General features: G+C 71.5%; 26 protein-coding genes and 1 pseudogene. 14 read left to right on the forward strand and 13 right to left on the reverse strand.

The features are described from left to right. The first annotated feature begins 5 nt into the window (after positions 1-5). The gene (locus FB467_RS05730) at positions 6-602 is read left to right on the forward strand and encodes a DUF5655 domain-containing protein (protein ID WP_228393002.1); all 597 of its coding nucleotides are present in this window, start codon (positions 6-8) and stop codon (positions 600-602) included. A 33-nt stretch (positions 603-635) separates the two neighbouring features. Continuing rightward, positions 636-1,031 (forward strand): DUF2237 family protein, encoded by a 396-nt coding sequence (locus tag FB467_RS05735; RefSeq protein ID WP_141784244.1) that lies wholly within the window; start codon positions 636-638, stop codon positions 1,029-1,031. Here FB467_RS05735 and FB467_RS05740 read toward each other — a convergent pair. Then, positions 1,020-1,493, reverse strand: coding sequence for a DUF6194 family protein (locus FB467_RS05740; RefSeq protein ID WP_141784245.1), 474 nt, complete (start codon positions 1,491-1,493; stop codon positions 1,020-1,022). The genes FB467_RS05735 and FB467_RS05740 overlap by 12 nt on opposite strands. A gap of 56 nt (positions 1,494-1,549) precedes the next feature. Here FB467_RS05740 and FB467_RS05745 point away from each other — a divergent pair, with 56 nt between their 5' ends. Further along, the gene (locus tag FB467_RS05745) at positions 1,550-2,323 is read left to right on the forward strand and encodes a MerR family transcriptional regulator (protein ID WP_211350560.1); all 774 of its coding nucleotides are present in this window, start codon (positions 1,550-1,552) and stop codon (positions 2,321-2,323) included. Here the strand turns inward: FB467_RS05745 and FB467_RS05750 are convergent. After that, on the reverse strand, positions 2,278-2,847 hold the full coding sequence (locus FB467_RS05750; protein ID WP_342354703.1) for a helix-turn-helix domain-containing protein: 570 nt from the start codon (positions 2,845-2,847) through the stop codon (positions 2,278-2,280). The two genes, FB467_RS05745 and FB467_RS05750, sit on opposite strands and share 46 nt — an antisense overlap. Before the next feature lie 170 nt (positions 2,848-3,017). On the opposite strand from FB467_RS05750, the gene rplM reads away from it, so the two are divergent. The 4 genes and pseudogenes from rplM to FB467_RS05770 all read left to right on the forward strand — a co-directional run bounded on the left by rplM (position 3,018) and on the right by FB467_RS05770 (position 6,544). Next, positions 3,018-3,461 (forward strand): 50S ribosomal protein L13, encoded by a 444-nt coding sequence (rplM, locus tag FB467_RS05755; RefSeq protein ID WP_141784247.1) that lies wholly within the window; start codon positions 3,018-3,020, stop codon positions 3,459-3,461. A gap of 49 nt (positions 3,462-3,510) precedes the next feature. After that, positions 3,511-4,005, forward strand: a complete 495-nt coding sequence (gene rpsI, locus FB467_RS05760) for a 30S ribosomal protein S9 (protein ID WP_194288295.1) — start codon at positions 3,511-3,513, stop codon at positions 4,003-4,005. Between the two features lie 172 nt (positions 4,006-4,177). Beyond that, positions 4,178-5,527, forward strand: coding sequence for a phosphoglucosamine mutase (gene glmM, locus FB467_RS05765; protein ID WP_141784249.1), 1,350 nt, complete (start codon positions 4,178-4,180; stop codon positions 5,525-5,527). Continuing rightward, positions 5,524-6,544 (forward strand): annotated as a pseudogene (locus tag FB467_RS05770) (serine/threonine dehydratase). The gene glmM and the pseudogene FB467_RS05770 overlap by 4 nt, the downstream one beginning before the upstream one ends. A gap of 30 nt (positions 6,545-6,574) precedes the next feature. Here the strand turns inward: FB467_RS05770 and FB467_RS05775 are convergent. From FB467_RS05775 to FB467_RS05800, 6 genes are all read right to left on the reverse strand, one after another. Beyond that, positions 6,575-7,972 carry an FUSC family protein gene (locus FB467_RS05775; RefSeq protein ID WP_141784250.1) on the reverse strand — a complete coding sequence of 466 codons (1,398 nt, stop codon included), beginning with the start codon at positions 7,970-7,972 and terminating at the stop codon, positions 6,575-6,577. A gap of 10 nt (positions 7,973-7,982) precedes the next feature. Continuing rightward, a complete protein-coding gene (meaB, locus tag FB467_RS05780) occupies positions 7,983-8,972 on the reverse strand; it encodes a methylmalonyl Co-A mutase-associated GTPase MeaB (RefSeq protein WP_141784251.1) in 990 nt (329 codons plus the stop codon). A gap of 4 nt (positions 8,973-8,976) precedes the next feature. Beyond that, a complete protein-coding gene (gene scpA / locus FB467_RS05785) occupies positions 8,977-11,070 on the reverse strand; it encodes a methylmalonyl-CoA mutase (protein WP_228393008.1) in 2,094 nt (697 codons plus the stop codon). Positions 11,071-11,153: 83 nt separating this feature from the next. Then, entirely contained in the window at positions 11,154-12,992 is a 1,839-nt protein-coding gene (locus FB467_RS05790; RefSeq protein WP_141784253.1) for a methylmalonyl-CoA mutase subunit beta, read from the reverse strand. A 16-nt stretch (positions 12,993-13,008) separates the two neighbouring features. Further along, on the reverse strand, positions 13,009-13,521 hold the full coding sequence (locus FB467_RS05795) for a beta-class carbonic anhydrase (protein ID WP_141784254.1): 513 nt from the start codon (positions 13,519-13,521) through the stop codon (positions 13,009-13,011). Continuing rightward, positions 13,518-15,218 carry a fumarate hydratase gene (locus FB467_RS05800; RefSeq protein ID WP_141784255.1) on the reverse strand — a complete coding sequence of 567 codons (1,701 nt, stop codon included), beginning with the start codon at positions 15,216-15,218 and terminating at the stop codon, positions 13,518-13,520. Before FB467_RS05800 ends, FB467_RS05795 begins: the two co-directional genes overlap by 4 nt. Positions 15,219-15,335: 117 nt before the next feature. Here FB467_RS05800 and FB467_RS05805 point away from each other — a divergent pair, with 117 nt between their 5' ends. From FB467_RS05805 to FB467_RS05820, 4 genes are read left to right on the forward strand one after another with little or no spacing between them, the layout of a single operon-like run. Then, positions 15,336-16,643: an extracellular solute-binding protein gene (locus FB467_RS05805; RefSeq protein ID WP_170230578.1), complete on the forward strand. Its 1,308-nt coding sequence runs from the start codon at positions 15,336-15,338 to the stop codon at positions 16,641-16,643. Continuing rightward, complete coding sequence (locus tag FB467_RS05810) at positions 16,640-17,581, forward strand: carbohydrate ABC transporter permease (RefSeq protein WP_280525430.1); 942 nt, start codon at positions 16,640-16,642, stop codon at positions 17,579-17,581. The genes FB467_RS05805 and FB467_RS05810 overlap by 4 nt, the downstream gene beginning before the upstream one ends. A 1-nt stretch (position 17,582) precedes the next feature. Continuing rightward, positions 17,583-18,422, forward strand: coding sequence for a carbohydrate ABC transporter permease (locus FB467_RS05815; protein ID WP_141784257.1), 840 nt, complete (start codon positions 17,583-17,585; stop codon positions 18,420-18,422). A gap of 6 nt (positions 18,423-18,428) precedes the next feature. Next, entirely contained in the window at positions 18,429-19,682 is a 1,254-nt protein-coding gene (locus FB467_RS05820) for an ABC transporter ATP-binding protein (RefSeq protein WP_141784258.1), read from the forward strand. A gap of 42 nt (positions 19,683-19,724) precedes the next feature. Here the strand turns inward: FB467_RS05820 and FB467_RS05825 are convergent, their stop codons facing one another. Both FB467_RS05825 and glpX read right to left on the reverse strand, forming a co-directional pair. Continuing rightward, entirely contained in the window at positions 19,725-20,666 is a 942-nt protein-coding gene (locus FB467_RS05825) for a carbohydrate kinase family protein (RefSeq protein ID WP_141784259.1), read from the reverse strand. After that, the gene (gene glpX, locus FB467_RS05830) at positions 20,666-21,685 is read right to left on the reverse strand and encodes a class II fructose-bisphosphatase (RefSeq protein ID WP_141784260.1); all 1,020 of its coding nucleotides are present in this window, start codon (positions 21,683-21,685) and stop codon (positions 20,666-20,668) included. Before glpX ends, FB467_RS05825 begins: the two co-directional genes overlap by 1 nt. 70 nt (positions 21,686-21,755) lie before the next feature. On the opposite strand from glpX, the gene FB467_RS05835 reads away from it, so the two are divergent. After that, positions 21,756-22,361 (forward strand): DUF4245 domain-containing protein, encoded by a 606-nt coding sequence (locus FB467_RS05835; protein WP_170230580.1) that lies wholly within the window; start codon positions 21,756-21,758, stop codon positions 22,359-22,361. A 15-nt stretch (positions 22,362-22,376) separates the two neighbouring features. On the opposite strand, the gene FB467_RS05840 is transcribed toward FB467_RS05835, so the two are convergent. Together FB467_RS05840 and FB467_RS05845 are read right to left on the reverse strand one after the other, a co-directional pair. Continuing rightward, entirely contained in the window at positions 22,377-22,880 is a 504-nt protein-coding gene (locus tag FB467_RS05840) for a GNAT family N-acetyltransferase (protein WP_228393001.1), read from the reverse strand. Between the two features lie 38 nt (positions 22,881-22,918). Further along, on the reverse strand, positions 22,919-23,242 hold the full coding sequence (locus FB467_RS05845; protein WP_141784262.1) for an exodeoxyribonuclease VII small subunit: 324 nt from the start codon (positions 23,240-23,242) through the stop codon (positions 22,919-22,921). 65 nt (positions 23,243-23,307) lie between these two features. Here FB467_RS05845 and FB467_RS05850 point away from each other — a divergent pair, with 65 nt between their 5' ends. Further along, a complete protein-coding gene (locus tag FB467_RS05850; RefSeq protein WP_141784263.1) occupies positions 23,308-24,117 on the forward strand; it encodes an MBL fold metallo-hydrolase in 810 nt (269 codons plus the stop codon). 9 nt (positions 24,118-24,126) lie between these two features. On the opposite strand, the gene FB467_RS05855 is transcribed toward FB467_RS05850, so the two are convergent. Further along, on the reverse strand, positions 24,127-24,690 hold the full coding sequence (locus FB467_RS05855; protein WP_141784264.1) for a TetR/AcrR family transcriptional regulator: 564 nt from the start codon (positions 24,688-24,690) through the stop codon (positions 24,127-24,129). A gap of 134 nt (positions 24,691-24,824) precedes the next feature. On the opposite strand from FB467_RS05855, the gene FB467_RS05860 reads away from it, so the two are divergent. After that, positions 24,825-25,406: a dihydrofolate reductase family protein gene (locus tag FB467_RS05860; protein ID WP_141784265.1), complete on the forward strand. Its 582-nt coding sequence runs from the start codon at positions 24,825-24,827 to the stop codon at positions 25,404-25,406. Positions 25,407-25,418: the final 12 nt, after the last annotated feature.

Here is a 25,418-nt window from a genome sequence, read left to right on the forward strand (position 1 = left end):
CCGCCGTGGTCACAGCCGAGCTGCCGGGGGACCCTGGGGGCGTCAGCGCCATCTGGTTGCCCGGGGTGGCCGAACGCACCGGACGCACCGCGGAGGAGTGGATCGCCCTCGTCGAGGCCTCCGGCCCGGACCCGCTGGACCAGAAGCGGGTCCGGGACTGGCTGCGCGACGAGCACGGCGTCCGCCAGAACACCCGGTGGGCGATCGCCGACGTCCTGGCCCGCAAGCACGGGTGGGAGCGACCGACCATCACCGGATACACCGACGGGCTGTATGCCGGGGCGAAGGCGTCCCTGCGCCCGCTGCACGACGCGGTGGTCGACCTCGCCCTCGGGCTGGGTGAGGACGTCGAGCCGCAGGGCCGGTCGACCTACATCCCGCTGGTCCGGGCCACCCAGTTCGCCGCCGTCGCGCCGGGGCCGCGCGGCACGCTGCGGGTCGGCCTGCGCTACCGGGACGACGGACCCGAGGACCCGCGGGTGGAGCCGGCCCGCAACTTCGCGCAGGCGAGCCACTGGGTCCACCTGCCCGGCGACACCGAACCGGCCGAGGCGACCCGTCTCGAGCCGTTGCTGCGCCGCGCCTACGACCAGAACGGCTGACCGGGCCCGCCCCGGACCCGGTAGCGTCGGCCCATGGCCGGAGAGCAGCGCAACGTGTTGGGCGGTGAGTTGCAGGAGTGCGGCTCCGACCCGGTGACGGGCTTCTACCGGGACGGGCGGTGCCACACCTCACCGGAGGACGTCGGGCGCCACACCATCTGCACCGTGGTCAGCAGGGAGTTCCTGGAGCACCAACGGTCCGTCGGCAACGACCTCTCCACGCCGCGCCCCGAGTACGGCTTCCCCGGGCTCCAGCCGGGTGACCGCTGGTGCGTCGTCGCGGCCCGCTGGTTGCAGGCCTGCGAGGCCGGTGCGCCGGCCCCGGTGCTGCTGGCCGCGACGCACGAGTCGGCGTTGGAGGTGGTGCCGCTGCAACTGCTCCGCACCTACGCGGCCGACATCCCCGACGACCCCAGCTCACTCTTCTGAGGCACCCGTACCCCGCCGGTCCCGTCGCGCGCGGGCCAGCCCGTGGGCGGTCCGGAGCAGGGCGCGCACCGTCTCCTCCGTGGCGGGTCCGGGGTTCACCACCGCCAGCCAACCCAGCGGACCGTAGACGGGGTGCGGCAGGACCGTGTCCTCGGCGGCAGGGTCGACGTCCTGGTCCTCCTCGCCCGGGTCGTGGCCGACGTGGGCCCGGTATGCCGTGCGGCCGGCGGCGATGTTGACCCGGAACGCTCCGGGGCGGTCCAGTCGCGACCCAGTGTCGTCGGGGTAGTCCTTGGTCACGACGGTGGCGAACGGCTGCCCGGGCGGCAGGACGCCGTCCGGTGCGTAGTAGAAGAAGAGGTCCCCCCAGGCGAGCTCGGGCGTCCCGTCGCCCTCCCGGGGCGCCAGGGTGAGGACGCCACCCAGCCCTTCGACGTGGGCGGTGATCGCTGCGATATCCATGGGTCCAGCCTCACATTCAGGTGCTCGTGGAGACTTGTGTCGCCTAGCCTGGGTCGGTGGGCCCCAGAACTCTCAACTCGGCGCTGCGCACCGTCGACGTGGCGCGGCGGGCCGGCTACTCGGTCCAGCAGGTCCGCAACCTGGAGCGGGACGGGGCCATCGGCCCGGCGCAGCGGACGGCGTCCGGTTACCGGGTCTACCGTGAGGAGCACGTGCGGGCGGCGCTGGCCTACCGCTGGTTGGCTGCCGGGCTGGGTCCGGTCCGGGCCAAGGAGCTGCTGCGCGTCGCCCACCGGTCGACCCCGGTCGAGCTGGCGGCGCGGCTCGACGACGCGCACGCCGAGCTGGCGGCCGAGCGACGCCTGCTGGCGCGGGCGGAAGAGGCGGTGGAGGCGATCGCCGGCGAGCGGATCGAGGATCCCCGGCCGTCTGACGCGATGACCGTCTCCGAGCTCGCCGGGGCGCTCGGTGTCCCGGCGTCGACGTTGCGGCACTGGGACGCCGAGGGCCTGGTCGTGCCGGGGCGGACGGCGCCGGGGGGAGCCCGGAGCTATCGGCCGGCCGATGTCCGGGACGCCCGCATCGTGCACCAGCTGCGGCAGGCCGACTACCGGATCGGGTCGGTGCGGGAGCTGTTGCCGGACCTGCGCGGCGCCGGACGGCTGGACCAGGTCGCCGCGGCCCTGAGTGCCCGGCACCAGGCCATCGCCTCCCGGTCCCTCGCCCTGCTCCGCGCGGCTGGCTACCTCGCGGACGTCCTGCGACCGGCGCCGGGCGGTGGCGGTCAGCCCGAACGTGGGGCCTGGTCGAGCGGGAGCGCGCAGGTGTAGACCACGACGCGCTTGGCCTGGGGGTTGCCCTGGCCGACCCGGCGGTACCTGCCCAGCACCTCGGACAGCTCGGCGCGCAGGGCCGTCAGCTGCTCGGCGGTGACCTGCACCAGGTGGTCCTCGAGCCCGGCGACCTGCCACTCCTTGGGCCACCGGGTGCGCTGGCCCAACCAGCCCTGCGCGCGCTCGTGGAAGTGCGCCAGGTAGTCCAGCGCCAGCCAGTCCGCGGCCTGGGCGTCCTCCTCGTCCAGGGGCTCCTGCTCGAGGCCGTCACCGGTCGGTGCGCCCTCCTGGGCGGCCCGCCAGACCCGCTCGCGGCCGACCCCGCCCCCGGTGTCCTCGACCAGGCCGACCTCGGCCAGCCGCCGCAGGTGGTAGCTGGTGGCGCCGCTGTTGGTCTCCAGGGCGCGGGCCAGGGCCGTGGCGGTGGCCTCCCCGTGGACCCGCAGCTCGGCGAGCAGGCGGGAGCGGAGCGGGTGGGCGAGGACGCGCAGTGCCGGCGCGGACGGGGGATGGCTGGGCATATCGTGCATAATAGTTGTGCACACTTTGTGTGCACAACCTCTCTGGATGTCCGCTCCTGGGGCTGTGACCTGCAGGGTTGTCGGATTTGGGTGACCCGCGAGGGCCCCGTAGAATGGATGACTGTTGCTTTCGCAGCACACCATCCGAACGACATACGAAGGTTTGCACTGTGCGTACCTACACCCCCAAGGCCAGCGAGATCACGCGCGCCTGGCACGTCATCGATGCCACCGACGTCGTCCTGGGCCGGCTCGCCTCCCAGGCCGCCATCCTGCTGCGCGGCAAGCACAAGACCACCTACGCGCCGCACGTGGACACCGGTGACTTCGTCATCATCATCAACGCCGAGAAGGTCGCCCTGACCGGCGCCAAGCTCGAGCAGAAGAAGGCCTACCGCCACTCCGGCTTCCCGGGTGGTCTGACCGCGGTCGGCTACGAGCAGCTGCTCGAGAAGCACCCGACCCGCGCCGTCGAGAAGGCCATCCGCGGCATGATTCCGAAGAACTCGCTGGGCCGCCAGCAGCTGAGCAAGCTGAAGGTCTACGCCGGCGACACCCACCCGCACGCGGCCCAGAAGCCGGTGCCGTTCGAGATCTCGCAGGTTGCGCAGTAAGTCCGCCACGGACTACGCGGCTTAAGAAGAAAGAGAGAACGTGGCTGATATGAGCGTGAACGAGACCGAGGTCCTCGACACCGACGAGCCGGAGCTGACCGAGTACACCTCGGAGTCCGAGGCTCCCGTCGAGGCCGCCCCCCGCCCGACCGCCTCCGCCCCCGGCGCCGGCACCGGCCGTCGCAAGCAGGCCATCGCCCGCGTGCGGATCGTCCCCGGCACCGGTGAGTGGAAGATCAACGGCCGCACCCTGGAGGAGTACTTCCCCAACAAGGTGCACCAGCAGATCGTCAACGAGCCGCTGACCGTGCTCGAGCTGGACGGCGCGTACGACGTGCTCGTCCGGGTGCACGGCGGTGGCCCCTCCGGTCAGGCCGGCGCGGTCCGCCTGGGCGTGGCCCGCTCCCTGAACGGCGTGGACGCCGAGCTGAACCGTCCGGCGCTGAAGAAGGCCGGGCTTCTGACCCGGGACGCCCGCGTCCCGGAGCGCAAGAAGGCCGGCCTGAAGAAGGCCCGCAAGGCGCCGCAGTACAGCAAGCGCTGATCGACGGCTCCCACGGGGAGCCTGGATCGGGACCGTCGGCGGTCCCGGGACCTGCATCCGCAGGCCTCCGGGGCCGCCGTCGGCGTGTCCGGGGCACCCCCCGGACGACGGACCTACGGCATACTGCTCGGGGGCCCGCTCACTGCGGCCTGGCACGGAAGGCAGACAACACATGGCACGAATCTTTGGGACCGACGGTGTGCGCGGTCTGGCCAACCGGGACCTCACCGCGGAGTTGGCGTTACAGCTGTCCGTGGCGGTGGCCCACGAGCTGGGGGGACGCAGCACCTACGGCGGTGCCCGGGCGATCGCGGTCGTCGGGCGCGACCCCCGGGCCTCGGGCGAGTTCCTCGGGCACTCGGTCATGGCCGGCCTGGCCTCGGCCGGCGTCGACGTGCTGGACGCGGGAGTGCTGCCCACCCCGGCGATCGCCTACCTGACCAAGCGGATGTCCGCGGAGATGGGCGCAGTCCTGTCCGCCTCGCACAACGCGATGCCGGACAACGGGATCAAGTTCCTGGGGGCCGGCGGGCACAAGCTGCCCGACGACGTGGAGGACGCCATCACCGGCCGGATGGGCAATGACTGGGAGCGGCCCACCGGGGCCGGGGTGGGCCGGATCCGGCCGTTCCCGCAGGGGAGCGAGTTCTACCTGGAGCACCTGCGCGAGTCCGTCCCCGCACGCCTGGACGGCCTGCACGTGGTCGTCGACGCCGCGCACGGCGCCGCCAGCCACGTCGGGCCCGAGGTGTTCCGCCGCGCCGGGGCCACCGTGGACGTCATCGGGGCGGACCCCAACGGGCTCAACATCAACGACGGCTACGGCTCGACCCACCTGGAGCAGCTGCAGCGCGCGGTCACAGAGCGCGGGGCCGACCTCGGGTTCGGCTTCGACGGTGACGCGGACCGCTGCCTGGCGGTCGACGCGGACGGCCGGGTCGTGGACGGCGACCAGATCATGGCGATCCTGGCCGTGGACCTGCACGAGCGGGGCCGGCTGGAGGACGACACCCTGGTGGCGACGGTGATGAGCAACCTCGGGCTGCTCCGGGCGATGGAGGCCCACGGCATCACCGTCAAGCAGACGAAGGTGGGGGATCGGTACGTCCTGGAGGAGATGCGGGCCGGGGGCTACAGCCTCGGCGGCGAGCAGTCCGGGCACGTCATCATGCTCGACCACGGCACCACCGGGGACGGGGTGCTGACCGCCCTCGCCCTGGCCTCGAGCGTGGTGTCCTCCGCCAAGCCGCTCAGTGCGCTCGCGAGCGTGATGACCCGGCTGCCGCAGGTCCTGATCAACGTCAAGGACGTCGACAAGGACGCCCTGGAGGGGGACGAGGGGGTCCGGGCCGAGTTGGCTGCGGTCGAGGAGGAACTCGGCCGCGGGGGACGGGTGCTGCTGCGCAAGTCCGGCACCGAGCCCGTCGTGCGGGTGATGGTCGAGGCCGACTCGAGCGAGCGCGCGCAGCAGTATGCCGACCGTCTCGTCGGCGTCGTCCGAGAGCGCCTCGCGCTGCGATGAGCGGCGCACCGGAGGATCCGCAGGGTGCCCGGCTGCGTTACGCCGATGTCCGGGCGGCGGCGGAGCGGACGACGGGACGGATCCGGCCCGTCGCGCTGACCCCCGCCGACCTCGGCCGGCTCCGCGCTGACGGGTCCTCCGCCGACGACGCGCCCCGCCTGCACCTGGCCCTGGAGCTCCTCCAGCACACCGGCTCGTTCAAGGCCCGGGGGGCCGTCAACTTCCTCCGCGCCCACCTCGCGGACGGCACGCTGCGTGGCGCCGGTGTCACGATCGCCTCCGGCGGCAACGCCGGGCTGGCCTGCGCCTGGGCGGCGCAGCAGCAGGACGTCGCCGCCACCGTCTTCCTGCCCGAAGGGGCCGCGGGTCAAGGTCTCCCGGCTCCGGTCCTACGGCGCCACCGTGCGCCTGGTCGGCTCGGAGTATGCAGAGGCGCTGGAGGCCTGCCGGGAGTTCGCGGCCGCCAGCGGGGCGCTGACCTCGCACGCCTACGACGACCCGCTGATCGCCGCGGGTGCGGGCACCCTGATGGAGGAGATCCACGCCGCCCTCCCCGACCTGGACACGGTCGTCGTCGCGGTCGGCGGCGGCGGGTTGTTCAGCGGCGTCGCCGCCGCGGCGGAGCACCACGGCGTCCGTGTCGTGGCCGTCGAGCCGGAGCACTGCCGGGCCCTCAACGCAGCGGTGGAGGCGGGCGCACCGGTCGACGTCCCCGTGGCCTCGGTCGCCGCGGACTCGCTCGGCGCTCGGCGCGCCTCCGCGATGGCCCTCGCCGCCGCCCAGCAGGCCGGTGCCACCTCGGTGCTGGTGCCCGACGACGCCATCGTGTCGGCACGCCAGCGGATCTGGGAGGAGCACCGGCTCGCGGTCGAGCACGGGGCGGCCACCGCCCTGGCGGCCCTGCTGGTCACCGGTGACGGTCCGGCTGGGGGCCCGCACGGCTACCGGCCGGAGCCGGGAGAGCGGGTCTGCGTCGTGCTCTGCGGGGCCAACACCGACCCCTCCGACCTGGCCTGACCCGGAGCGCCGCCTAGCACGCGCCCGCGGTCAGGGCAGTCCGGGGCGCCGCTGCTGGTCCGGTGCGTCGGGCGGTGCGTCCTCCTCCGTGTCCTGGGGGCGACGGATCGGGACCGCCACGGCCGCGTCCGCGACGGTCGTGTCCTCGACGGCCGTGTCCTCGACGGCTTGGAGGACACCGCCCTCGGTAGCCGGGACGACCTCGGCCCCGGCGGCCACCGTGGCGCCGTCCCCGGTCACGGTCTCACCCGCGTCCTCGGTGTCCGCCTCCTGGCGGGGACGGATGCGGATCCGGTCGGTGCGTCCGGCGAATCCCTCCAGGGACCGGATGGCGTCGCGGTGCGACAGCCCGGTCATCCGGAGCAGGTCGACCGCGGCCGACCTGACCTGCCAGACCATGACGTTGCTGGTGGGGCGCTGCGTCACGGTGAGCGTCGAGGACGCGGTCGCGGCGGCCCGCAGGGCGTGCTCGCGGACCACCTCGCCGCTGGTCTGCCCGCCCACCCAGCGGCGCAGGTCACCGATGGCGCGGGCGTACTGGTCGACCGCCGTGACGATCCGGCCGTCGGGCGCCTCGCCGTGCCGCACCGTACTCGCGGTGGCGCGCGCCATCGAGCGCGCGGTGGTGAGCAACAGGTCGAGGCGTTCGACGACCTGGTAGACCGCCCGGAGCCGCCGTCGCTCGCTGAGCCGGCGCCGTCCCCGGGACAGTTGCAGCCGTTCACCGACGGCCAGGAGGGCCTCCTCGATCAAGGCCCGGGCCCCGTCCAGTTCGTTGAGCTTGGTCTGGGCCTCCGTGGCGGGCCGGATGTCGGTGGTCTCCAGGGCCCGCACCATCAGGTGCAGCGCGCTGCTGACCTCCTCCAGGGTGTCCCGGGTCCGGTCCGCGGCCACCTTCTGCGGGTCGGGGGAGAGGAAGGCGTTGAGCACGATGGCCACGGCGCCACCGATCATCGCGTCGAACAACCGGACCTGCGGCGGCGCCTGTTGGTAGGGCGCGAGGGCGACCACGATGACCGCGGCGACGGCCGCCTGGTTGGCCATCAACGGACTGGCCCGGAAGGCCACCGCGCCCGTCATCGCCAGGAAGACCGCCAGCGACAGCTGCCAGGCACCCAGCCCGACGAAGCCCACCAGCACATCGGCCAGGATCAGCCCGAGCACGACCCCGGCGGTGATCTCGATGGCGCGCAACAGTCGTTGGCCCGCGGTGAGCCCGGTCGAGACGATCGCCGCGATCGGGGCGAACATGGCGTGCTGGGAGGAGAAGACGAGCAGCGCCAACAGGTAGGCGATCCCCGCCGCCGCCGCAGCGAGCAACAGGGAGGGCAGGTAGGCACGGACCCGGCGCACCATCTGGACCAGGGCCCGACGGGGCCGCAGCCGGAACCCGGTCGGGGCCCGGGTCATGTCCGGGTCGTATCTCACACCGCCAAATCTAGCGGTCCCGGGCCGACCCGTCGTAGGCCTCGAGGATCAGATCCGCCGCGCCCACGGCGGTCAGCTCGCCGGCGATCACGCGCTCCCGCACCGCCCCGCGGACCTCGGCGACGGCCGCGTTGGCCGCGAGCCGGGAGTCCAGTTCGTCGCGCACCAGCGCCCAGGTGAAGTCCAGTTGCTGCCGGGCCCGCTTCTGGGCCAGCCCGCGCCGGCCCAGGAACTCCCGGTGCCGCAACACCCTGCGCCATACCTTCTCCACCCCGGTCCCCTCCAGCGAGGAGCAGGTGAGCACCGGCGGGACCCAGTTCTGGGTGCCGGCGTAGACCAGGCGCAGCGCCCCGGCCAGTTCCTTGGCGGTCGCCTCCGCCTCGGTGACCCGGTCCCCGTCGGCCTTGTTGACGGCGATGACGTCGGCCAGCTCCAGGATGCCCTTCTTGATGCCCTGCAGCTGGTCGCCGGTGCGGGAGATGGTCAGGAACAGGAAGGTGTCGACCATCCCGGCCACGGTGACCTCGGACTGCCCGACGCCGACGGTCTCCACCAGCACCACGTCGAAGCCGGCGGCCTCGAGGACGGTGATCGCCTGCGCCGTCGCCCGGGCGACGCCGCCCAGGGTGCCGGCGCTGGGGGAGGGCCGGATGTACGCCGAGGGGCTCGCGGACAGCTGGGACATCCGCGTCTTGTCGCCCAGCACCGAGCCGCCGGTGCGGACGCTGGAGGGGTCGACCGCCAGCACCCCGACCCTGTGACCTTGTCCGATCAGCCAGCTGCCCAGGGCCTCGATGAAGGTCGACTTGCCGACGCCGGGGACCCCGGAGATGCCGACGCGCACGGCGCCACCGGCGTGCGGGGTCAGCGTGGCCAGCAGTTCCCGGGCGGCCAGCCGGTGGTCGGCACGGCTGGACTCCACCAGGGTGATCGTCCTGGCCAGCGCGGTGCGGTTGCCGGCCAGGACGTCCTCGGCCAGTTGGTCGATGTCGACGGCCATCGGGTCAGTGACCGAGGCCCGCGCGGAGCCGTTCCAGCAGCGACAGGGCGCTGTCGGCAATCACCGTGCCGGGCAGAAACACCTCGGCGGCCCCCATCTCCCGCAACGTGGCCACGTCGTCGGGCGGGATGACCCCGCCGATCACGACCATGATGTCCTCCCGGCCCAACTCGGCCAGCGCCGCACGGAGCGCGGGGAGCAGGGTGAGGTGGCCCGCCGCCAGCGAGGAGACGCCTACGACGTGCACGTCGGCGTCGACCGCCTGCTGGGCGACCTCTTCCGGGGTGGAGAAGAGCGGGCCGACGTCGACGTCGAATCCCATGTCGGCGAACGCGGTGACGATCACCTTCTGGCCGCGGTCGTGCCCGTCCTGGCCCATCTTGGCCACCAGGATCCGCGGACGACGACCCTCCGCGGCCTCGAACTCCTCGGTCGCGGCCACCACCTTCTCGACGTTGCCGGCGCCCCCGGCCTCCTGGCGGTACACGCCAGAGATGGTACGGATGACCGCCCGGTGCCGGCCCCAGGCCTTCTCCAGCGCGTCGGAGATCTCGCCCACCGTCGCCTTCGCCCGGGCGGCGTCGACGGCCAGCCCGAGCAGGTTGCCCTCCATCGATCCGCCGCCACCCTGCTCGGCGCTGCGGGTCAGCGCGTGCAGGGCGGTCTCGACCTGCTGCGGGTCCCGCTCCGCACGGAGCCGTTCCAGCTTGGCCAGCTGCGCGGCATACACCGCGTCGTTGTCGACCTTGAGCACCTCGAACGGCTCCTCGTCGGCGACCTGGAAGATGTTGACGCCGACGACCGACTGCTGACCGGAGTCGATCCGCGCCTGGGTGCGCGCGGCCGACTCCTCGATCCGCATCTTGGGGATGCCCTCCTCGATCGCCCGGGTCATCCCACCGGCCCGCTCGACCTCCTGGATGTGCTCCCAGGCCCGGTCCGCCAGGTCGTGGGTGAGCCGCTCGACGTAGTAGGAACCGCCCCACGGGTCGACGATGCCGGTGGTGCCGGTCTCCTGCTGGATCAGGAGCTGGGTGTTGCGCGCGATCCGGGCGCTGAAGTCCGTGGGCAGCGCGATCGCCTCGTCCAGGGCGTTGGTGTGCAGCGACTGGGTGTGTCCCTGCGTGGCGGCCATCGCCTCGATCGCGGTGCGCTGCACGTTGTTGTAGACGTCCTGCGCGGTCAGCGACCAGCCGGAGGTCTGGCAGTGGGTGCGCAGCGACAACGACTTCGGGTTCCGCGGGCCGAAGTCGGACACCAGCCGTGCCCAGATCGCGCGGGCGGCCCGCATCTTGGCGACCTCCATGAAGAAGTTCATCCCGATCGCCCAGAAGAAGGACAGCCGCGGGGCGAACGCGTCGATGTCCAACCCGGCGTCCAACCCGGTCCGGATGTACTCGACCCCGTCGGCCAGCGTATAGGCCAGCTCCAGGTCGTTCGTGGCCCCGGCCTCCTGGATGTGGTAGCCGGAGATCGAGATCGAGTTGAACCGCGGCATCTTGGCCGCCGTGTAGGAGAAGATGTCGCCCACGATCCGCATCGACGGCGCCGGGGGGTAGATGTAGGTGTTGCGGACCATGAACTCCTTGAGGATGTCGTTCTGGATGGTCCCGGCCAGCTGCTCCGGGGCCACCCCCTGCTCCTCGGCCGCCACGATGTAGAGCGCCAGCACCGGCAGCACCGCACCGTTCATCGTCATCGACACGCTCATCTGGTCCAGCGGGATCCCGTCGAACAGGGTCCGGGTGTCATAGATCGAGTCGATCGCCACGCCCGCCATGCCGACGTCGCCGCGCACCCGGGGGTGGTCGGAGTCGTAGCCGCGGTGGGTCGCCAGGTCGAAGGCGACCGAGAGGCCCTTCTGGCCGGCCGCCAGGTTGCGGCGGTAGAAGGCGTTGGACTCTTCCGCGGTGGAGAAGCCGGCGTACTGCCGGATGGTCCACGGCTGGGTGGTGTACATCGCCGGGTACGGCCCGCGCAGGAACGGCGCGATCCCCGGGTAGGTGTCGAGGGCGTCCAACCCGGCCAGGTCGGCGGCGGTGTAGAGCGGCTGGATGTCGATCCCCTCGGGTGCCGCCCACGGCTGGGTGTCGGCCACGGCCCGGTCGTATGCCGTCCGGTCGGGTGTGGGCGTCTGTTCGCCGGTCAGGGGGAAACCGGCGAAGGACTTGGGCACGTGGGTCACTGGTCGCCCTCCTGGCTCGTCTCGGGCTGGGGTCGGTCCAGGTGCTCGCGGGTGCGGTGCAGGAAGTCGAGCGCGTTGTCCCCGGCCGCCGCGTGGTCGTCGACCTGCTGGCCCGGGCGGGGGGTGCCGGCCAGGATCACGCGCCGGGCCCCGGCCGCGCGGAGGGCGGCGACCAGTTCCTCGCCCCACCCGGCATACGCGGCGTCGTTGCCGGCCAGCGCCACGACGGGCTCCCCACGGTAGGCCGCCAGGACGTCGTCGACGCCGGTCGTGGCCCCGACCGTGCGGGCGGTGATGCCGCCGGCGGTGAGCAGGTTGGTCAGGAAGGTGGCGCGGGCGGTGTGCTGGGCGACGGGGCCCATGGTGGCGACGAAGAGCGGGGTGGCCGCGGGCGCGTCGCGCAGCTCCTCGAAGTCCGCGCCGTTGCGGACGACCTCGCGGGGGACCGCATACGGGCGGCGCTGCGGCAGGGTCTCGGCGACCTGGGGGAACTCGCTCAGCCCCGTGATGGGGCGGGTGCGGAGGGCCACCTGCTGGCGGCGCCGCCGGACCACCGCGGCGATGGCGCGGTCCCAGGAGCCGTCCTTGAGGTCGTGGATCAGACCGCCGTTCTCCTCGACCCGGCCGAAGAGCTCCCAGGCCGCCTCGGCGAGGTCCTGGGTGAGCCGCTCGACGGCGTGCGCCCCGCCGGCCGGGTCGGTGACCGCCGCGACGTGCGACTCGGCGGCCAGCAGGCTGGAGGTGTTGCGGGCGATGCGGCGGCTGAAGCCCTCCGGCAGCCCGAGGGGCTCGTCGAAGGGCAGGACGGTCACGGCTCCGGCGCCCCCGACGGCCGCGGAGAAGGCGGCGACCGTGGTGCGGAGCATGTTGGTGTAGGGGTCGTAGCGGGTCATCATTGGGCGGGAGGTGACCGCGTGCTGGGCCTGCCCGCGGCGCTCGGCGGGCACCCCGCTGAGCTCCAGCACCCGCGCCCAGAGCTGGCGGGCCGCGCGGAACTTGGCGATGGTCGGGAACTGCTCGGCGGTGGCGGCGTACCGGAACTCGATGAGTCCGGCGGAGGTGTCCGGGCTGTGGCCGGCCTGGGCCAGCAGCCGCAGGTACTCCGCGCCGGCCGCGATCGTGTAGGCGAGCTCCTGGACGTCGGAGCCGCCGCGGTCGTGCACAGCGGTGCCGTCGACCATGATCGCCCGCAGGCCCTCGCGGGCGGCGAGGTCGGCGACGTCCCGGACGACCTCCTTGGCCATCGGGCGCTTGTCGCGGTGACCGATCGGGTTGGCGCCGAGGTTGGTGCCCGGAGCGGGGGTGAGTTCGCGGTGCACGAGGTGGCGGACGAAGGCCGACGCCGCCCGGACCGGCTCCTCGGGGGCGTCCAGCACGACCGGCGCCAGGTCCAGCAGCACCGGCTCCAGGACGGTGTCCAGGTCCTGGAGGTCGATGCCGCCCTTGCCGAGGACCAGCCACAGGGAGGTGACGCCGTTCTCCAGGTCGTCGGTGACGTGCTGGGCGGTGCGCTCCGCGTCGGGGTCCTCGAAGCGGGCACGGATGTCCCAGGCGCCGAACGGACGGGTCGCGCCCGCGCCCCGGGTGAACGGGGCCTGCCCCGGCAGGCCCGGGTCGGGCAGCCCGGCGTCGGCCTCGGGAATCCCGAGCGGGAGCACCGCGATGTCGTCCAGGGTGGTGCCGGTCAGGGCCTGCCAGATGTCGGAGTCCGGGGCGTCGGCGGCCAGTCGACCGCTCTTGCGCAGGACCCCGGCGACGGCCTTCTCCCAGTCCTCCCGGGTGGCCTCGTGGCCCGGCGCGAGCGGTAGGTGTCCGGTGCTGGGCGGCGTCGACATGTCTTGATCGTATGGGTCAGGCGTGCCGGGTGAGCAGGCCGGTGTCCACGTCGTACAGGAAACCGCCGATTGCGGTGGAGTCGGGGATCAGCGGGTGGGACTCCACGATGTGCACGTCGGCCCGCAGCGCCTCCAACTGGTCGGTGACCACCCGGAAGCGTTGCCACGAGGCGTCCATCCCCGCCGAGGCGCCGACCTGCCGCTGCAACTCCTCCTCGGAGCTGGACGACATGGCGCACCGGGTGTGCGGCAGCACCAGGATCCGGCGCACCCCGAGCAGGTGCACCCCGAGGACCAGCGCCTCCATCGCCTGCTCGGTCACGCGACCACCGGGGTTGCGGAAGATCTTCGCGTCCCCGTGGTGCAGGCCGAGCATCGCCAGCGGCTCGATCCGGGAGTCCATGCAGGTGACGACCGCCACCCCGGCGTGTGCGATGCCGTCGAAGCCGCCCTGGGCGAAGGACTCGGCATACCGCCGGTTCGCCGCCAGCAGGTCGGCGAACGGCTCTGTCCGTGGTGTCTCGGTCACAGTCCCGGCCGCCTCTCGATGGTCATTGCCAGTGGTTTGCTCACGCTCGCGAAGAAGTCGTTGCCCGAGTCGTCGACGACGATGAAGGCGGGGAAGTTCTCCACCTCGATCTTCCAGACGGCCTCCATACCCAGCTCCTCGTACTCCAGGACCTCGACGGACCGGATGCAGTCCTGGGCGAGCCGCGCCGCGGGCCCGCCGATCGAGCCGAGGTAGAACCCGCCGTGCCGCTGGCAGGCGTCGGTGACCTGCTGGCTGCGGTTGCCCTTGGCCAGCATCACCAGGGATCCCCCCGCCGCCTGGAACTGCTCGACGTAGGAGTCCATCCGTCCCGCGGTCGTGGGACCGAACGACCCGGAGGGCATCCCCTCGGGGGTCTTGGCGGGCCCGGCGTAGTACACCGGGTGGTCGCGCAGGTAGTCCGGCATCGGCTCGCCGGCGTCCAACCGCTCCTTGATCTTGGCGTGGGCCAGGTCCCGGGCCACGACGAGCGGTCCGGTGAGGGAGACGCGCGTCTTGACCGGGTGCTTGCTCAGCTCCTCCCGGATCCGGTCCATCGGCTGGTTCAGGTCGATCGGCACGGACGACTGCTTGCCGGTCCCGGAGACCCCGACCGTCTCGGCGTCCAGGTCGGCGTCCACCTCCTCGGGCAGGAACTGGGCCGGGTCGGTCTCCAGCTGCTCCAGGAAGACCCCGTCGGCGGTGATCTTGCCCAGCGCCTGACGGTCCGCCGAACAGGACACGGCGATCGCCACGGGCAGGCTGGCACCGTGCCGGGGGAGCCGGATCACCCGGACGTCGTGGCAGAAGTACTTGCCGCCGAACTGGGCACCGATCCCGAAGCCACGGGTGAGTTCGTGCACCTGCTCCTCCAGCTCGGGGTCGCGGATGCCGTGGGCGGCCATCGTGCCCTCGGTGGGCAGCGTGTCCAGGTACCGCGCCGAGGCGTACTTGGCCGTCTTCAGCGCGAACTCCGCCGAGGTGCCCCCCAGGACGATCGCCAGGTGGTAGGGCGGGCAGGCCGCCGTCCCCAGCGAGCGCAACTTCTCGTCCAGGAACTCCATCAGCCGCGACGGGTTCAGCAGCGCCTTCGTCTCCTGGTAGAGGAAGGACTTGTTGGCCGAGCCCCCGCCCTTGGCCATGAAGAGGAACTTGTATGCCGACTCGTGACCGGGGGTGGTGTCGGCATACAGCTCGATCTGGGCCGGCAGGTTGGAGCCGGTGTTCCGCTCCTCCCAGGTGGTGATCGGCGCCATCTGCGAGTAGCGCAGGTTGAGCCGGGTGTAGGCGTCGAAGACCCCACGGGAGATGGCCTCCTCGTCCGGTCCCGTGGTGAGGACGTGCTGCCCCCGCTTGCCCATCACGATCGCGGTGCCGGTGTCCTGGCACATCGGCAGGACACCGCCCGCGGCGATGTTGGCGTTCTTCAACAGGTCCAGCGCGACGAACTTGTCGTTGTTGGACGCCTCGGGGTCCCGCAGGATCGCGCGGAGCTGGCGCAGGTGCCCCGGCCGCAGGTAGTGCGCGATGTCGTGCATCGCGGTCTCGGTGAGCAGCCGCAGGGCCTCGGGCGCGACCTGGAGGAACCGCCGACCCCCGGGGCCGTCCAGCACCTGCACCCCCTCGGTGGTCACCAGACGGTACGGGGTGTCGTCCGCACCGATGGGGAGCAGATCGGAATACCGGAAGTCGGGCATGGCTACAGGGTAAACGGGACCCGCGCAGCGATGGTTCTGGCAATGTCGGGGCGTGGGGTGTTTGATGACAGCACGAGCGCGGCCCGTCCGCGCACGGATCAGACGAAGGAGTCCGATATGAGGCAATCCCGATATCGCTCCCGGGTGGCCGTGATGCTGTGTGCGGCCTCAGCGACGATGGGACTTGCGGCATGCGGCGGTGACGACGGCGGCACCGCCCAGTTGAACTGGTACATCAACCCGGACGGCCAGGACACGCTGGCGGCAATCGCGGACCGGTGCAGCACCGACGACTACAACATCGCCATCCAGTTGCTCCCCGCGAGCGCCACGGACCAGCGGACCCAGCTGGCCCGCCGGCTCGCGGCCGAGGACAGCTCGACCGACCTGATGAGCCTGGACCCGGTGTTCGTGGCCGAGTTCGCCAACGCCGGCTGGTTGGAGCGGTTCCCCGACGACGTGGCCGGCCGGGTGGTCGACGACGACGTGCTCTCCGGTGCCGCCGACACGGTCCAGTGGGACGACGGTGTGTATGCCGCTCCGCAGTGGGCCAACACCCAGGTCGTGTGGTACCGCAAGTCGCTGGCCGAGGCGGCCGGTCTGGACATGGAGCAACCCGTGACCTGGGACCAGATCATCGACGCCGCCGCGGAGAACAACGGCACCGTGGGCGTGCAGGCCAACCGCTACGAGGCGTACACGGTCTGGATCAACGCGATGGTGCTCGGCGCTGGGGGCGACATCGTCTCCAACACCGAGGCCGGGCGCGAGGCGCAGGTCGACATCGACTCCGAGGCCGGGACGGCGGCGGCCGAGATCATCGCCAAGCTCGCCGACTCGGAGGCCCGGCAGCCGGACTTCACGGTGTCCAACGAGGGCACCAGCCTGGGCCGGATGTTCCCGGCCGACCCGGACGCCCCTGGTGGAGCCGGTGAGTTCATGCTCAACTGGACCTTCGTCTACAAGAACTACGAGGGCCAGGTCAGCGACGAGGAGTTCGCCGACCTCGGCTGGGCCCGCTACCCGCAGACCATCGAGGGGCAGGACTCCAAGCCCCCGATCGGCGGCATCGACATCGGCGTCGGGGCCTACTCCGAGCACACCGACTTCGCCCTGGAAGCGGCCGAGTGCATCACCGACGCCGACGCGCAGACCGAGCTGGCCGTCAACGACGGACTGATGCCGGCCCGGCAGTCGGCCTACGAGTCCAGCGAGTTGCAGGAGGCCTACGACCCGAGCCTGCTGGAGCTCTTCCAGGTCAGCATCGAGGAGGGCGGCCCCCGCCCGAAGAGCGCGTTCTACAGCCAGATCTCCTCGGCGATCCAGTCGGTCTGGCACTCACCCACGGCGGTGGACCCCGCCACGACACCGCAGGAGTCGGCCACCTTCCTGCGAGACGTCCTTGACGGAAGGAGGCTGCTGTGAGCGTCACGACGGCCCCGACGACGGGCAAACACGCGCAGCGCAAGCCGGAGCTCTCCGACCGGGCGCGGGCAGAGAACCGGTTGGGCATGCGGCTGGTGGCACCGGCCGTCGTGCTGATGCTGGTGGTGACGGCGTTCCCGATGCTCCGGGCGCTGTACCTGTCCATCACCAACTACAGCCTGACCGCACCGGATGACACCGAGTTCGTCGGTGTGGCCAACTACCTGACGGCGTTGTCCGACCCGCTGTTCTGGAAGGTCACCGCCAACACCGTCTTCATCATGGTCGTCACCGTGGCGGTCGAGCTGGTGATCGGGTTCATCTTCGCGATGGTCATGCACCGGGTGGTCTTCGCCCGCGGGCTGATCCGCACCTCGATCCTGATCCCCTACGGGATCATCACGGTGGTCTCCGGCTTCGCCTGGCAGTTCGCGTTCAGCAACAACAACGGCTTCGTGAACGCCTGGCTGCCGTTCGTCGAGGACGGCTTCAACTGGTTCGGCCAGTACGGCTCGGCGATCTCGGCGATCATGGTCTCGGAGATCTGGAAGACCACGCCGTTCATGTCCCTGCTGCTGCTGGCCGGGCTGGCCACGGTCTCCGAGGACATGCTCGAGGCGGCGAAGGTCGACGGGGCCACCTGGTGGCAACGGCTGTGGAAGGTGATCCTGCCCAACATGCGGGCCGCCATCATGGTGGCCATCCTGTTCCGGGCGCTCGACGCCTACCGCATCTTCGACAACATCTTCGTGATGACCGCCGGGGCCCAGGGCACGGAGTCGGTCTCGTTCCTGACCTATAGGCAGGTGATCGAGCAGTTCCAGCTCGGCATCGGATCCGCACTCTCGGTCCTGTTGTTCCTCTCGGTCCTGGTGGTGGCCTTCCTCATCGTCAAGATCTTCCGGGTGGACCTCGGCGCAGCACGGCAGGAGTCCTGATATGGCTACCAAGAATCGCATCGGCATCGTCATCGGCGCGGCACTCATCCTCATCTGGTGCCTGCTCCCGGTGGCGTGGATCATCTCCCTGTCGTTCAAGTCCCAGGACGCGATCACGACGGGGAGCCCGGGCTTCCTGCCCACCTCGGACGGCGGCGCCGGCTGGCAGAACTATGCCGACGTCATCGCCGACGAGCAGTTCCGCAGGGCGATCCTGAACTCCATCGGCATCTCGCTCATCGCCACCCTCGCCTCGGTGATCCTGGCGACGCTGGCGGCCTACGCGATCGCCCGGCTGGAGTTCAAGGGCAAGAAGTTCGTGTTGACCACCGCCCTGGTGATCGCGATGTTCCCGGTGGTCTCGCTCGTCGGGCCGCTGTTCGACATGTGGCGCACGCTCGGGATCTACGACACCTGGTTGGGGTTGATCATCCCCTACATGTCGTTCACCCTGCCGCTGGCGATCTGGACCCTGTCGGCCTTCTTCCGCGAGATCCCGTGGGAGATGGAGCAGGCGGCCCAGGTCGACGGCGCCACGTCGTGGCAGGCGTTCCGCAAGGTCATCGTGCCGCTCGCCGCACCCGGCGTGTTCACCGCGGCGATCCTGACCTTCTTCTTCGCCTGGAACGACTTCGTCTTCGGGATCTCGCTGACCTCCACGGAGGCCGCCAGGCCGATCCCGGCGGCGCTTTCCTTCTTCGTCGGGTCCGACCCGTTCAACCGACCGGCCTCGCTGCTGGCGGCGGGCGCGGTGGTCTCCACCATCCCGATCATCATTATTGTCCTGCTGTTCCAGCGAAAGATCGTCGCCGGTCTGACCTCCGGCGCAGTGAAGGGTTGATGTCTCATGGCTTCCATCGAAATGAAGAACATCGTGAAGCGGTATGGCGACGGCTTCCCGGCTGTGAACGACGTCAGCATCGACGTCGGGGACGGGGAGTTCATGATCCTGGTCGGACCGTCCGGCTGCGGGAAGTCCACCCTGCTGCGGATGATCGTCGGGCTGGAGGACATCACCGACGGCGACATGGTCATCGGCGGTAAGCGGGTCAACGACCTGGCACCACGGGACCGCAACCTGTCGATGGTGTTCCAGAACTATGCGCTCTACCCGCACCTGACGGTCTACGAGAACATCGCCTTCCCGCTGCGGCTGGCCAAGGGCAAGTTCACCGAGGACGAGGTGACCGCCCGGGTCAAGCGGGCCGCGGAGATGCTGGAGCTGAACGAGCACCTGGAGCGCAAGCCGGCCAACCTCTCCGGTGGTCAGCGCCAGCGGGTGGCGATGGGCCGGGCCATCGTGCGGGACGCGGACGCGTTCCTGTTCGACGAGCCGCTGTCCAACCTCGACGCCAAGCTGCGCGGGCAGATGCGCACCGAGATCTCCCGGATGCAGCGGCGCCTCGGCACCACGACCATCTACGTCACGCACGACCAGACCGAAGCGATGACCCTCGGTGACCGGGTCGCCGTGTTGAAGAAGGGCGTCCTGCAGCAGTGCGCGTCGCCGCGGGAGTTGTACGAGCAGCCGGTCAACCTGTTCGTGGCCGGCTTCATCGGGTCCCCGCCGATGAACTTCCTGCCGGCCCGGGTGGAGGAGGGCAAGCTCGTGCTGCCGTTCTGCGAGGTCCCCTACGGCCCGGAGTTCGCGGCGAAGGTCAAGGGCAAGGACCTGGTCATCGTCGGCATCCGGCCGGAGTACTTCAAGGACTCCAAGGTCAACCCGCCCGGCGACAACTCGATCGGCTTCGAGGCGACGGTGGACGTCACCGAGTGGCTGGGCAACGAGCAGTATGCCTACATCCCGTTCGAGTCCGACCCGAGCGTCCAGTCCAAGCTGGACGAGCTGGAGCGTGACCTGGACGGTGAGGGGATGCGCACCCAGATGGTGGTCAACCTCGATGCCCGGTCGCGGATCCTGGAGGGTGACCACACCGCCTTCCACTTCGACCCGATGCAGATGCACGTCTTCGACCCGGAGAGCGGCGACAACCTCACCCGGAACGAGGAGGAGGCCGCCCGGATTTCCCGGGAGAGCGAGGAGGAGCGCAAGCGGGCGCTGGAGCGGGCCCAGCGGCTCGACAAGGAACAGGCCAGCTGACCGGCGCCGGGTCGGTGACCGATCGGTCACCGACCCGGCGGGTCAGTCGGTGATCCCCAACTCGGAGCGGGTCGGTGCTGCAGCACCGGCCCGCTCCACCGTGTAGCTGGCGCAGTCGACCGCGCGCTCGACGGCTGGCAGGACGTCCTCCAGGGAGGCAGCCCGCAGCCGTTCCCGTGCCTGCGTCCCGCCGAGCAGGTCGGCGTCCAGGAGGCCCGAGAGCAGCCCGGTCATGAACGAGTCCCCGGCCCCGACGGTGTCGACGACCTCCACCCGCCGCCCGGCCTGCTGGTGGTCGGTGTCGGTGGAGGTCAGGTGGACCAGCGCCCCGTCACCGCCCCGGGTCACGACGACGACGGAGGGACCGAGCAGCCCCCAGAGGTGGGCGACCTCGGCCAGCGGCGCCCCGACATACAGCCACTCGATGTCCTCCTCGCTGGCCTTGACCACGTCGGAGCGGCCGATGCACTCCTCGATCCGCCCGCGCACCTCGTGGGGCTCACCCATCAGCGTCGGGCGCAGGTTGGGGTCGTAGGAGACCGTCACGGAGTCGCGGGCCCGGGACATCAGCTCCAGGACCGCGGAACCGCCCGGCTCGACGGTCGCCCCCAGCGAGCCGGCGTGCAGGTGCCCCGCACCGGTCAGGTCGACCTCCGGCGCCTCCCAGGTCAGGTCGAAGACATAGGTCGCCCCACCGGCCCCGCCCTGGGGGTCCAGCCGGGCCGTCGCCGTCGAGGTGCGGACCGCGCGGTCGCTGCCGTCCACCAGACCGACCCCGTGCTCCTGCAGGTGGTCGACGATCCGGCGCCCGCGGTCATCGCGTCCGATGTGGGCCGCGAGCCGGGTCCCGTGCCCGAGGGTGGCCAGGCCGACGGCGACGTTCGCGGGGGAGCCCCCGACGTGTTCCCGGGCCGGTCCGTCCGTCGGCTCGACGACGTCGATCAGCGCCTCGCCGATGACGACGACCCGGTCGGCCCGAGCCATCAGGAGCCGCCCTGCCCGGCCAGCGCCGCCACCTTGTCCAGCCGGTGGTGTGCCTCGATCATCCGGATCGTGCCCGACTTGGACCGCATCACCAGCGAGTTGGTGATCGCGATGCCGGAGCCGTAGCGCACGCCCCGCAGGAGTTCCCCGCTGGTGATGCCGGTGGCGACGAAGAAGCAGTTGTCGCCCGTGACCAGGTCGTCGGTCGCCAGCACCCGGTCCAGGTCGTGCCCGGCATCGATGGCGCCCTGGCGCTCGTCGTCGTCCTTGGGCCACAGCTTGCCCTGGATCACCCCGCCGAGGGCCTTGATGGCGCACGCGGTGATGATCCCCTCGGGGGTGCCGCCGATCCCGAGCAGCAGGTCGACGCCGGACTCCTCGCGGGCCGCGGCGATGCCGCCGGCGACGTCGCCGTCGGTGATGAACCGCAGCCGGGCGCCGGCGTCCCTGACCTCCTGGGCCAGGTCCTGGTGCCGCGGGCGGTCCAGCATGATCACCGTGACGTTCTCCAGGTCCTTGCGCTTGGCCTTGGCGACCCGCCGGACGTTCTCGGCGACGGGGAGGCGGATGTCGACCACGTCCGCGGCCTCGGGTCCGGTGACCAGCTTGTCCATGTAGAACACGGTGCTCGGGTCGTACATGGTGCCGCGCTCGGAGACCGCCAGGACCGAGATGGCGTTGTCCATCCCCTTGGCGGTCAGGGTGGTGCCGTCGATCGGGTCGACGGCCACGTCCACGCCCGGCCCGGTGCCGTCCCCCACGCGCTCGCCGTTGAACAGCATCGGCGCCTCGTCCTTCTCGCCCTCACCGATCACCACCACGCCGTCCATGGCGACCCGGGAGATGACGGTGCGCATCGCCTCGACGGCGGCCCCGTCCGCCCGGTTCTTGTCGCCCAGACCGACCCAGCGGCTGCCGGCCAGGGCGGCCGCCTCGGTTACGCGGACCAGCTCGAGGGCCAGGTTGCGGTCGGGGATGACCGCATCTCGTTTCGCGGGGCGGGTCTGCTCGGGTGCCATGTGGTCTCCTCCGGGGTGCGACGGTGCTGGCCCCGACGATACCGTCCGCACGGGGTGGGACGATGGGGGTGTGAACGCGCCGCAGGACACCACACCAGCCGCCGCCCCCGCGACCGCCCCGTCGGCGGACAAGCGGATGCAGCGCCTGCTGTCCTACTCGACCAAGAACATGATCTACTCCCTGGTCGCGGTGTTCGCCCTCGCGTTCGGGGTGTGGGCGCTGATGCCCGGGGACCGCGGGGTGCAGCACCAGGAGGCCAACGTGGTCAGCGTCGCCTCGTACGCACAGACCCAGGTCGACTGGCCGCTCTACGTTCCCGGGGAGCTCGGTGCGGACTGGACGGTGACCACGGTGCTCTTCGAGACCCTCGCCGACCAGCAGACCTGGCGCCTCGGGGTGGTGACCCCCAGCGACGGCTACCTGGCCCTGTCGGTGACCGACCGGGCGCAGGACCCCTGGCTGGAGATGGCCCTGCGGGACACCGCGCAACTGGGTGAGATCCCGCTGGACGCCCCGGACGGCGAGCACACCTGGCAGCAGTGGGCAGGCAACGGGACCACCGCGCTGGTGCTGCCGGCGGAGGGCGACCGCACGACCACCGCGGTGGTGCACGGCTCGGCGACCGATGCCGAGATGGTGGAGTTCGTCGAGCAGCTCGAGGTGTTCAGCGAGTAGTCCGGGCCGGGCCGCTCACCGGTCGACCGGGAGCGGGGCCACGGTCGGCGCCGGGTCGGTGGCCAGCCGGCCGTAGGTGAGGACGTCCACGCGGACCCCTTCCACCAGGAACTTGCCCCGCTCGACCCCTTCCTGGACGAACCCGGCGGCGCGGGCGACCCCGCCGGACTCCGGGTTGTTGGCGCGGTGGCCCAGCTCCAGCCGGTCCAGCCCACCGTCGGTCAGTGCCCAGGTCGCGGCGGTGGCGGCCGCCCGCGAGGTGAGTCCCCTGCCGCGCTGGTCCTCGCGGGTCCAGTACCAGAACCACCCCGTCCGGTTGGCCCGGTCGATCGGGCCGATCCCGATGCAGCCCACCATCGTGCCGTCGACGTCGATGGCGAAGACCACGCGGTCCTCCTCGCCGGGCAGCATCCGGCCGACCCACTCCCGGGCCTGGTCCGGCGTGGTGACCTCGCCCTGCCGGTCCATCCCCGCGCCCCGGAACGCCTCCAGCACGGCGGGGGCGTCGTCCGCCCGCACCGGTCGCAGGCGTGCTGTGCCCGGGTCCGGCGACGGACTCAGGAGTCCTCCCCGGCCTCGTCCATGGGCGGCGCGGGCTCGTCGTCTTCGCCATCGCCGCTGCCGCTGCCGTCGGCCCCGGCCTCCTCGGGTCCCTGTCCCGTGGCGGTCGCCGCGTCCAGCCGGGTCTGCGCCTGGTCCAGCTTGGCCTGGCAGTGGGCGGCGAGTGCCTCCCCGCGTTCCCAGAGGGTCATCGACTCCTCCAGGGGTGCGTCCCCGCTCTCGATCCGGGCGACGATCCGGACCAGTTCGTCCCTTGCCTGTTCGTAGGTCAGGTCGGAAACGTCGGTCCCGTCGCTGGGCTGCTCGGTGGTGTCGGCCATCCGAGCAGCCTAACCGCGCGGAAATTCGCGCGTCGCCACGGCGCCCGGGACGTAGCCTGGGGCCGATGAAGATCTGTGCCACCTGCGCGGTGGAGTATGCCGAGCCGCTGCCGGACGTCTGCCCGGTGTGCGCCGACGAGCGCCAGTGGGTGCCGGCCGCCGGCCAGCTCTGGACCGACCTGGCCGAGCAGCGTGCGGCGGGGGCCCGGCTGGTGTGGGAGGAGACCGAACCCGGGCTGGTCGGCATCACCGTCGAGCCGAGGGTCGGGATCAACCAGACCGCGCAGCTGGTGACCACCCCGGAGGGGTCCCTCCTGTGGGACCCGACCGGATACCTGGACGACGCCACGGTCCAGCGGGTGCTCGGGCGGGGCCCGGTGCTGGCGGTGGCCGCCAGCCACCCGCACATGTTCGGGGTCCAGGTGGAGTGGGCCCGGGCGCTGGGTGCGTCGGTGCTGGTCAACGAGGCGGACCGGGAGTGGGTGGGACGCCCCGACCCGGTCCTGGAGTACTGGTCCGGCCGTCGCGAACTCGCCGACGGGCTCACCCTCCTCCAGGTGGGCGGCCACTTCGCCGGCAGCTCCGTGGCGCACTGGTCGGCGGGCGCGCAGGGGAGGGGCGTGCTGCTCACCGGTGACTCGGTCTTCCCCAACCCGGACCGCGCGTCGGTCGGCTTCCTGCGCAGCTACCCCAACAAGATCCCGCTGTCCGCCGCCGTGGTCGAGCGCCTGGCCAGCCAGCTGGGGGCGCTGGAGTTCGACCGGATCATCGGCAACTTCGGCAACCGGATCGAGGCCGGCGGCAGGGAGGTGCTGCGCCGCTCGGCGGACCGGCACATCGGGTGGGTGCGCGGCGACTTCGACCACCTCACCTGAGCGCACCCCTCAGCTGGCGGGGAGGGACCGCGCGACGAACTCCGCGACGAGGGCATCGGGGTCCATGTCCTCCAGCACGGCCGGCAGCGTGAGGTGCTCCAGGATCAGTCCGGTCATCGCGTAGTAGAGCAGGACGGTCATCGTGTCGTCTCCTGCCAGGCCGCTCTCGCGTCGCCCCGCGACGTTGCCCATCAGGTTGTCCCGGAGGGTCCGGGTGAGCGCCGCCCGGAGCCCGGGTCTGCGGGTGGCCTCCAGGCGGAGCTCGAGCAGTGCCAGCCACCCGGTCCGGTCCTCGGCGATCCGCCAGAACAACGCCTGCATCAGTGCGGTGAGCACCTCCCGGGGCTCCGCGCCGTCGACCCCGGTCGGGGCGATCCGCAGCCGCAGGTGGATCCGCTCGGCGACCTGGTCCAGCAGGTCGTCCCGCCGTGCGAAGTAGTTGGATGTCGTGCCGACGGGGACTGCCGCCTGCCCGTCGACGGCGCGGAAGGTGAGGCCACGGGCGCCCTCGCGGGCGAGCACGTCGATCGCCGCGTCGACGAGCGCCGTCCGGCGCTGGGGATTGCGTGCCACGGAAACCTACCTCCTGCGTCGAACGGCCCGCGCGGGGTCGTCGCGGAATCTCTGTTGCTTCACCACGACAAGCAGAGTACTACTAGTGAAGTACTTCAATCGTAGTGAATGACTCTCCATCAAGGACTGATCCCATGCGAAAGCTCACCTACCTGGTCGCCACCACCCTCGACGGGGTCATCACCGGCCCGGCCAACGACAACCCGGACTTCTTCCTGTTGGAGGGGCCGCACGCCGAGCCGCAGATGCGCGAGTACCCCGAGATGGTCCCGACCCACCTGCGGGCACAGGTGGGGATCGAGGACGTTCCCCACCGGCACTTCGACACGGTCCTGCAGGGCCGGGCCAGCTATGAGGTGGGGTTGCGGGAGGGCACCACGAACGCCTTCCGGCACCTGCGGAGCATCGTCTTCTCCACGACGATGGTCCAGAGCCCCGACCCGTCGGTCGAACTGGTCCGGACCGACCCGATCGCGAAGGTGCGAGAGCTCAAGCAGGAACCAGGGAGGGGCATCTGGCTGTGCGGGGGCGGGCGGATCGCCGGCGTCCTCCGCCCGGAGATCGACGAGCTGGTGCTCAAGCTGCATCCGGTCGTGGCAGGGTCCGGCGTCCGGCTCTTCGACGGGGACTTCGCGCCCGAGCGGTGGACGTTGACCGATCAGCGGGCCTGGGACAACGGCGTGATGATGCTCAGCTACGCCCGGAGCGCGACCTGAGGACGGCACGGC

Source organism: Ornithinicoccus hortensis (assembly GCF_006716185.1).
GTDB classification, from domain to species: domain Bacteria; phylum Actinomycetota; class Actinomycetes; order Actinomycetales; family Dermatophilaceae; genus Ornithinicoccus; species Ornithinicoccus hortensis.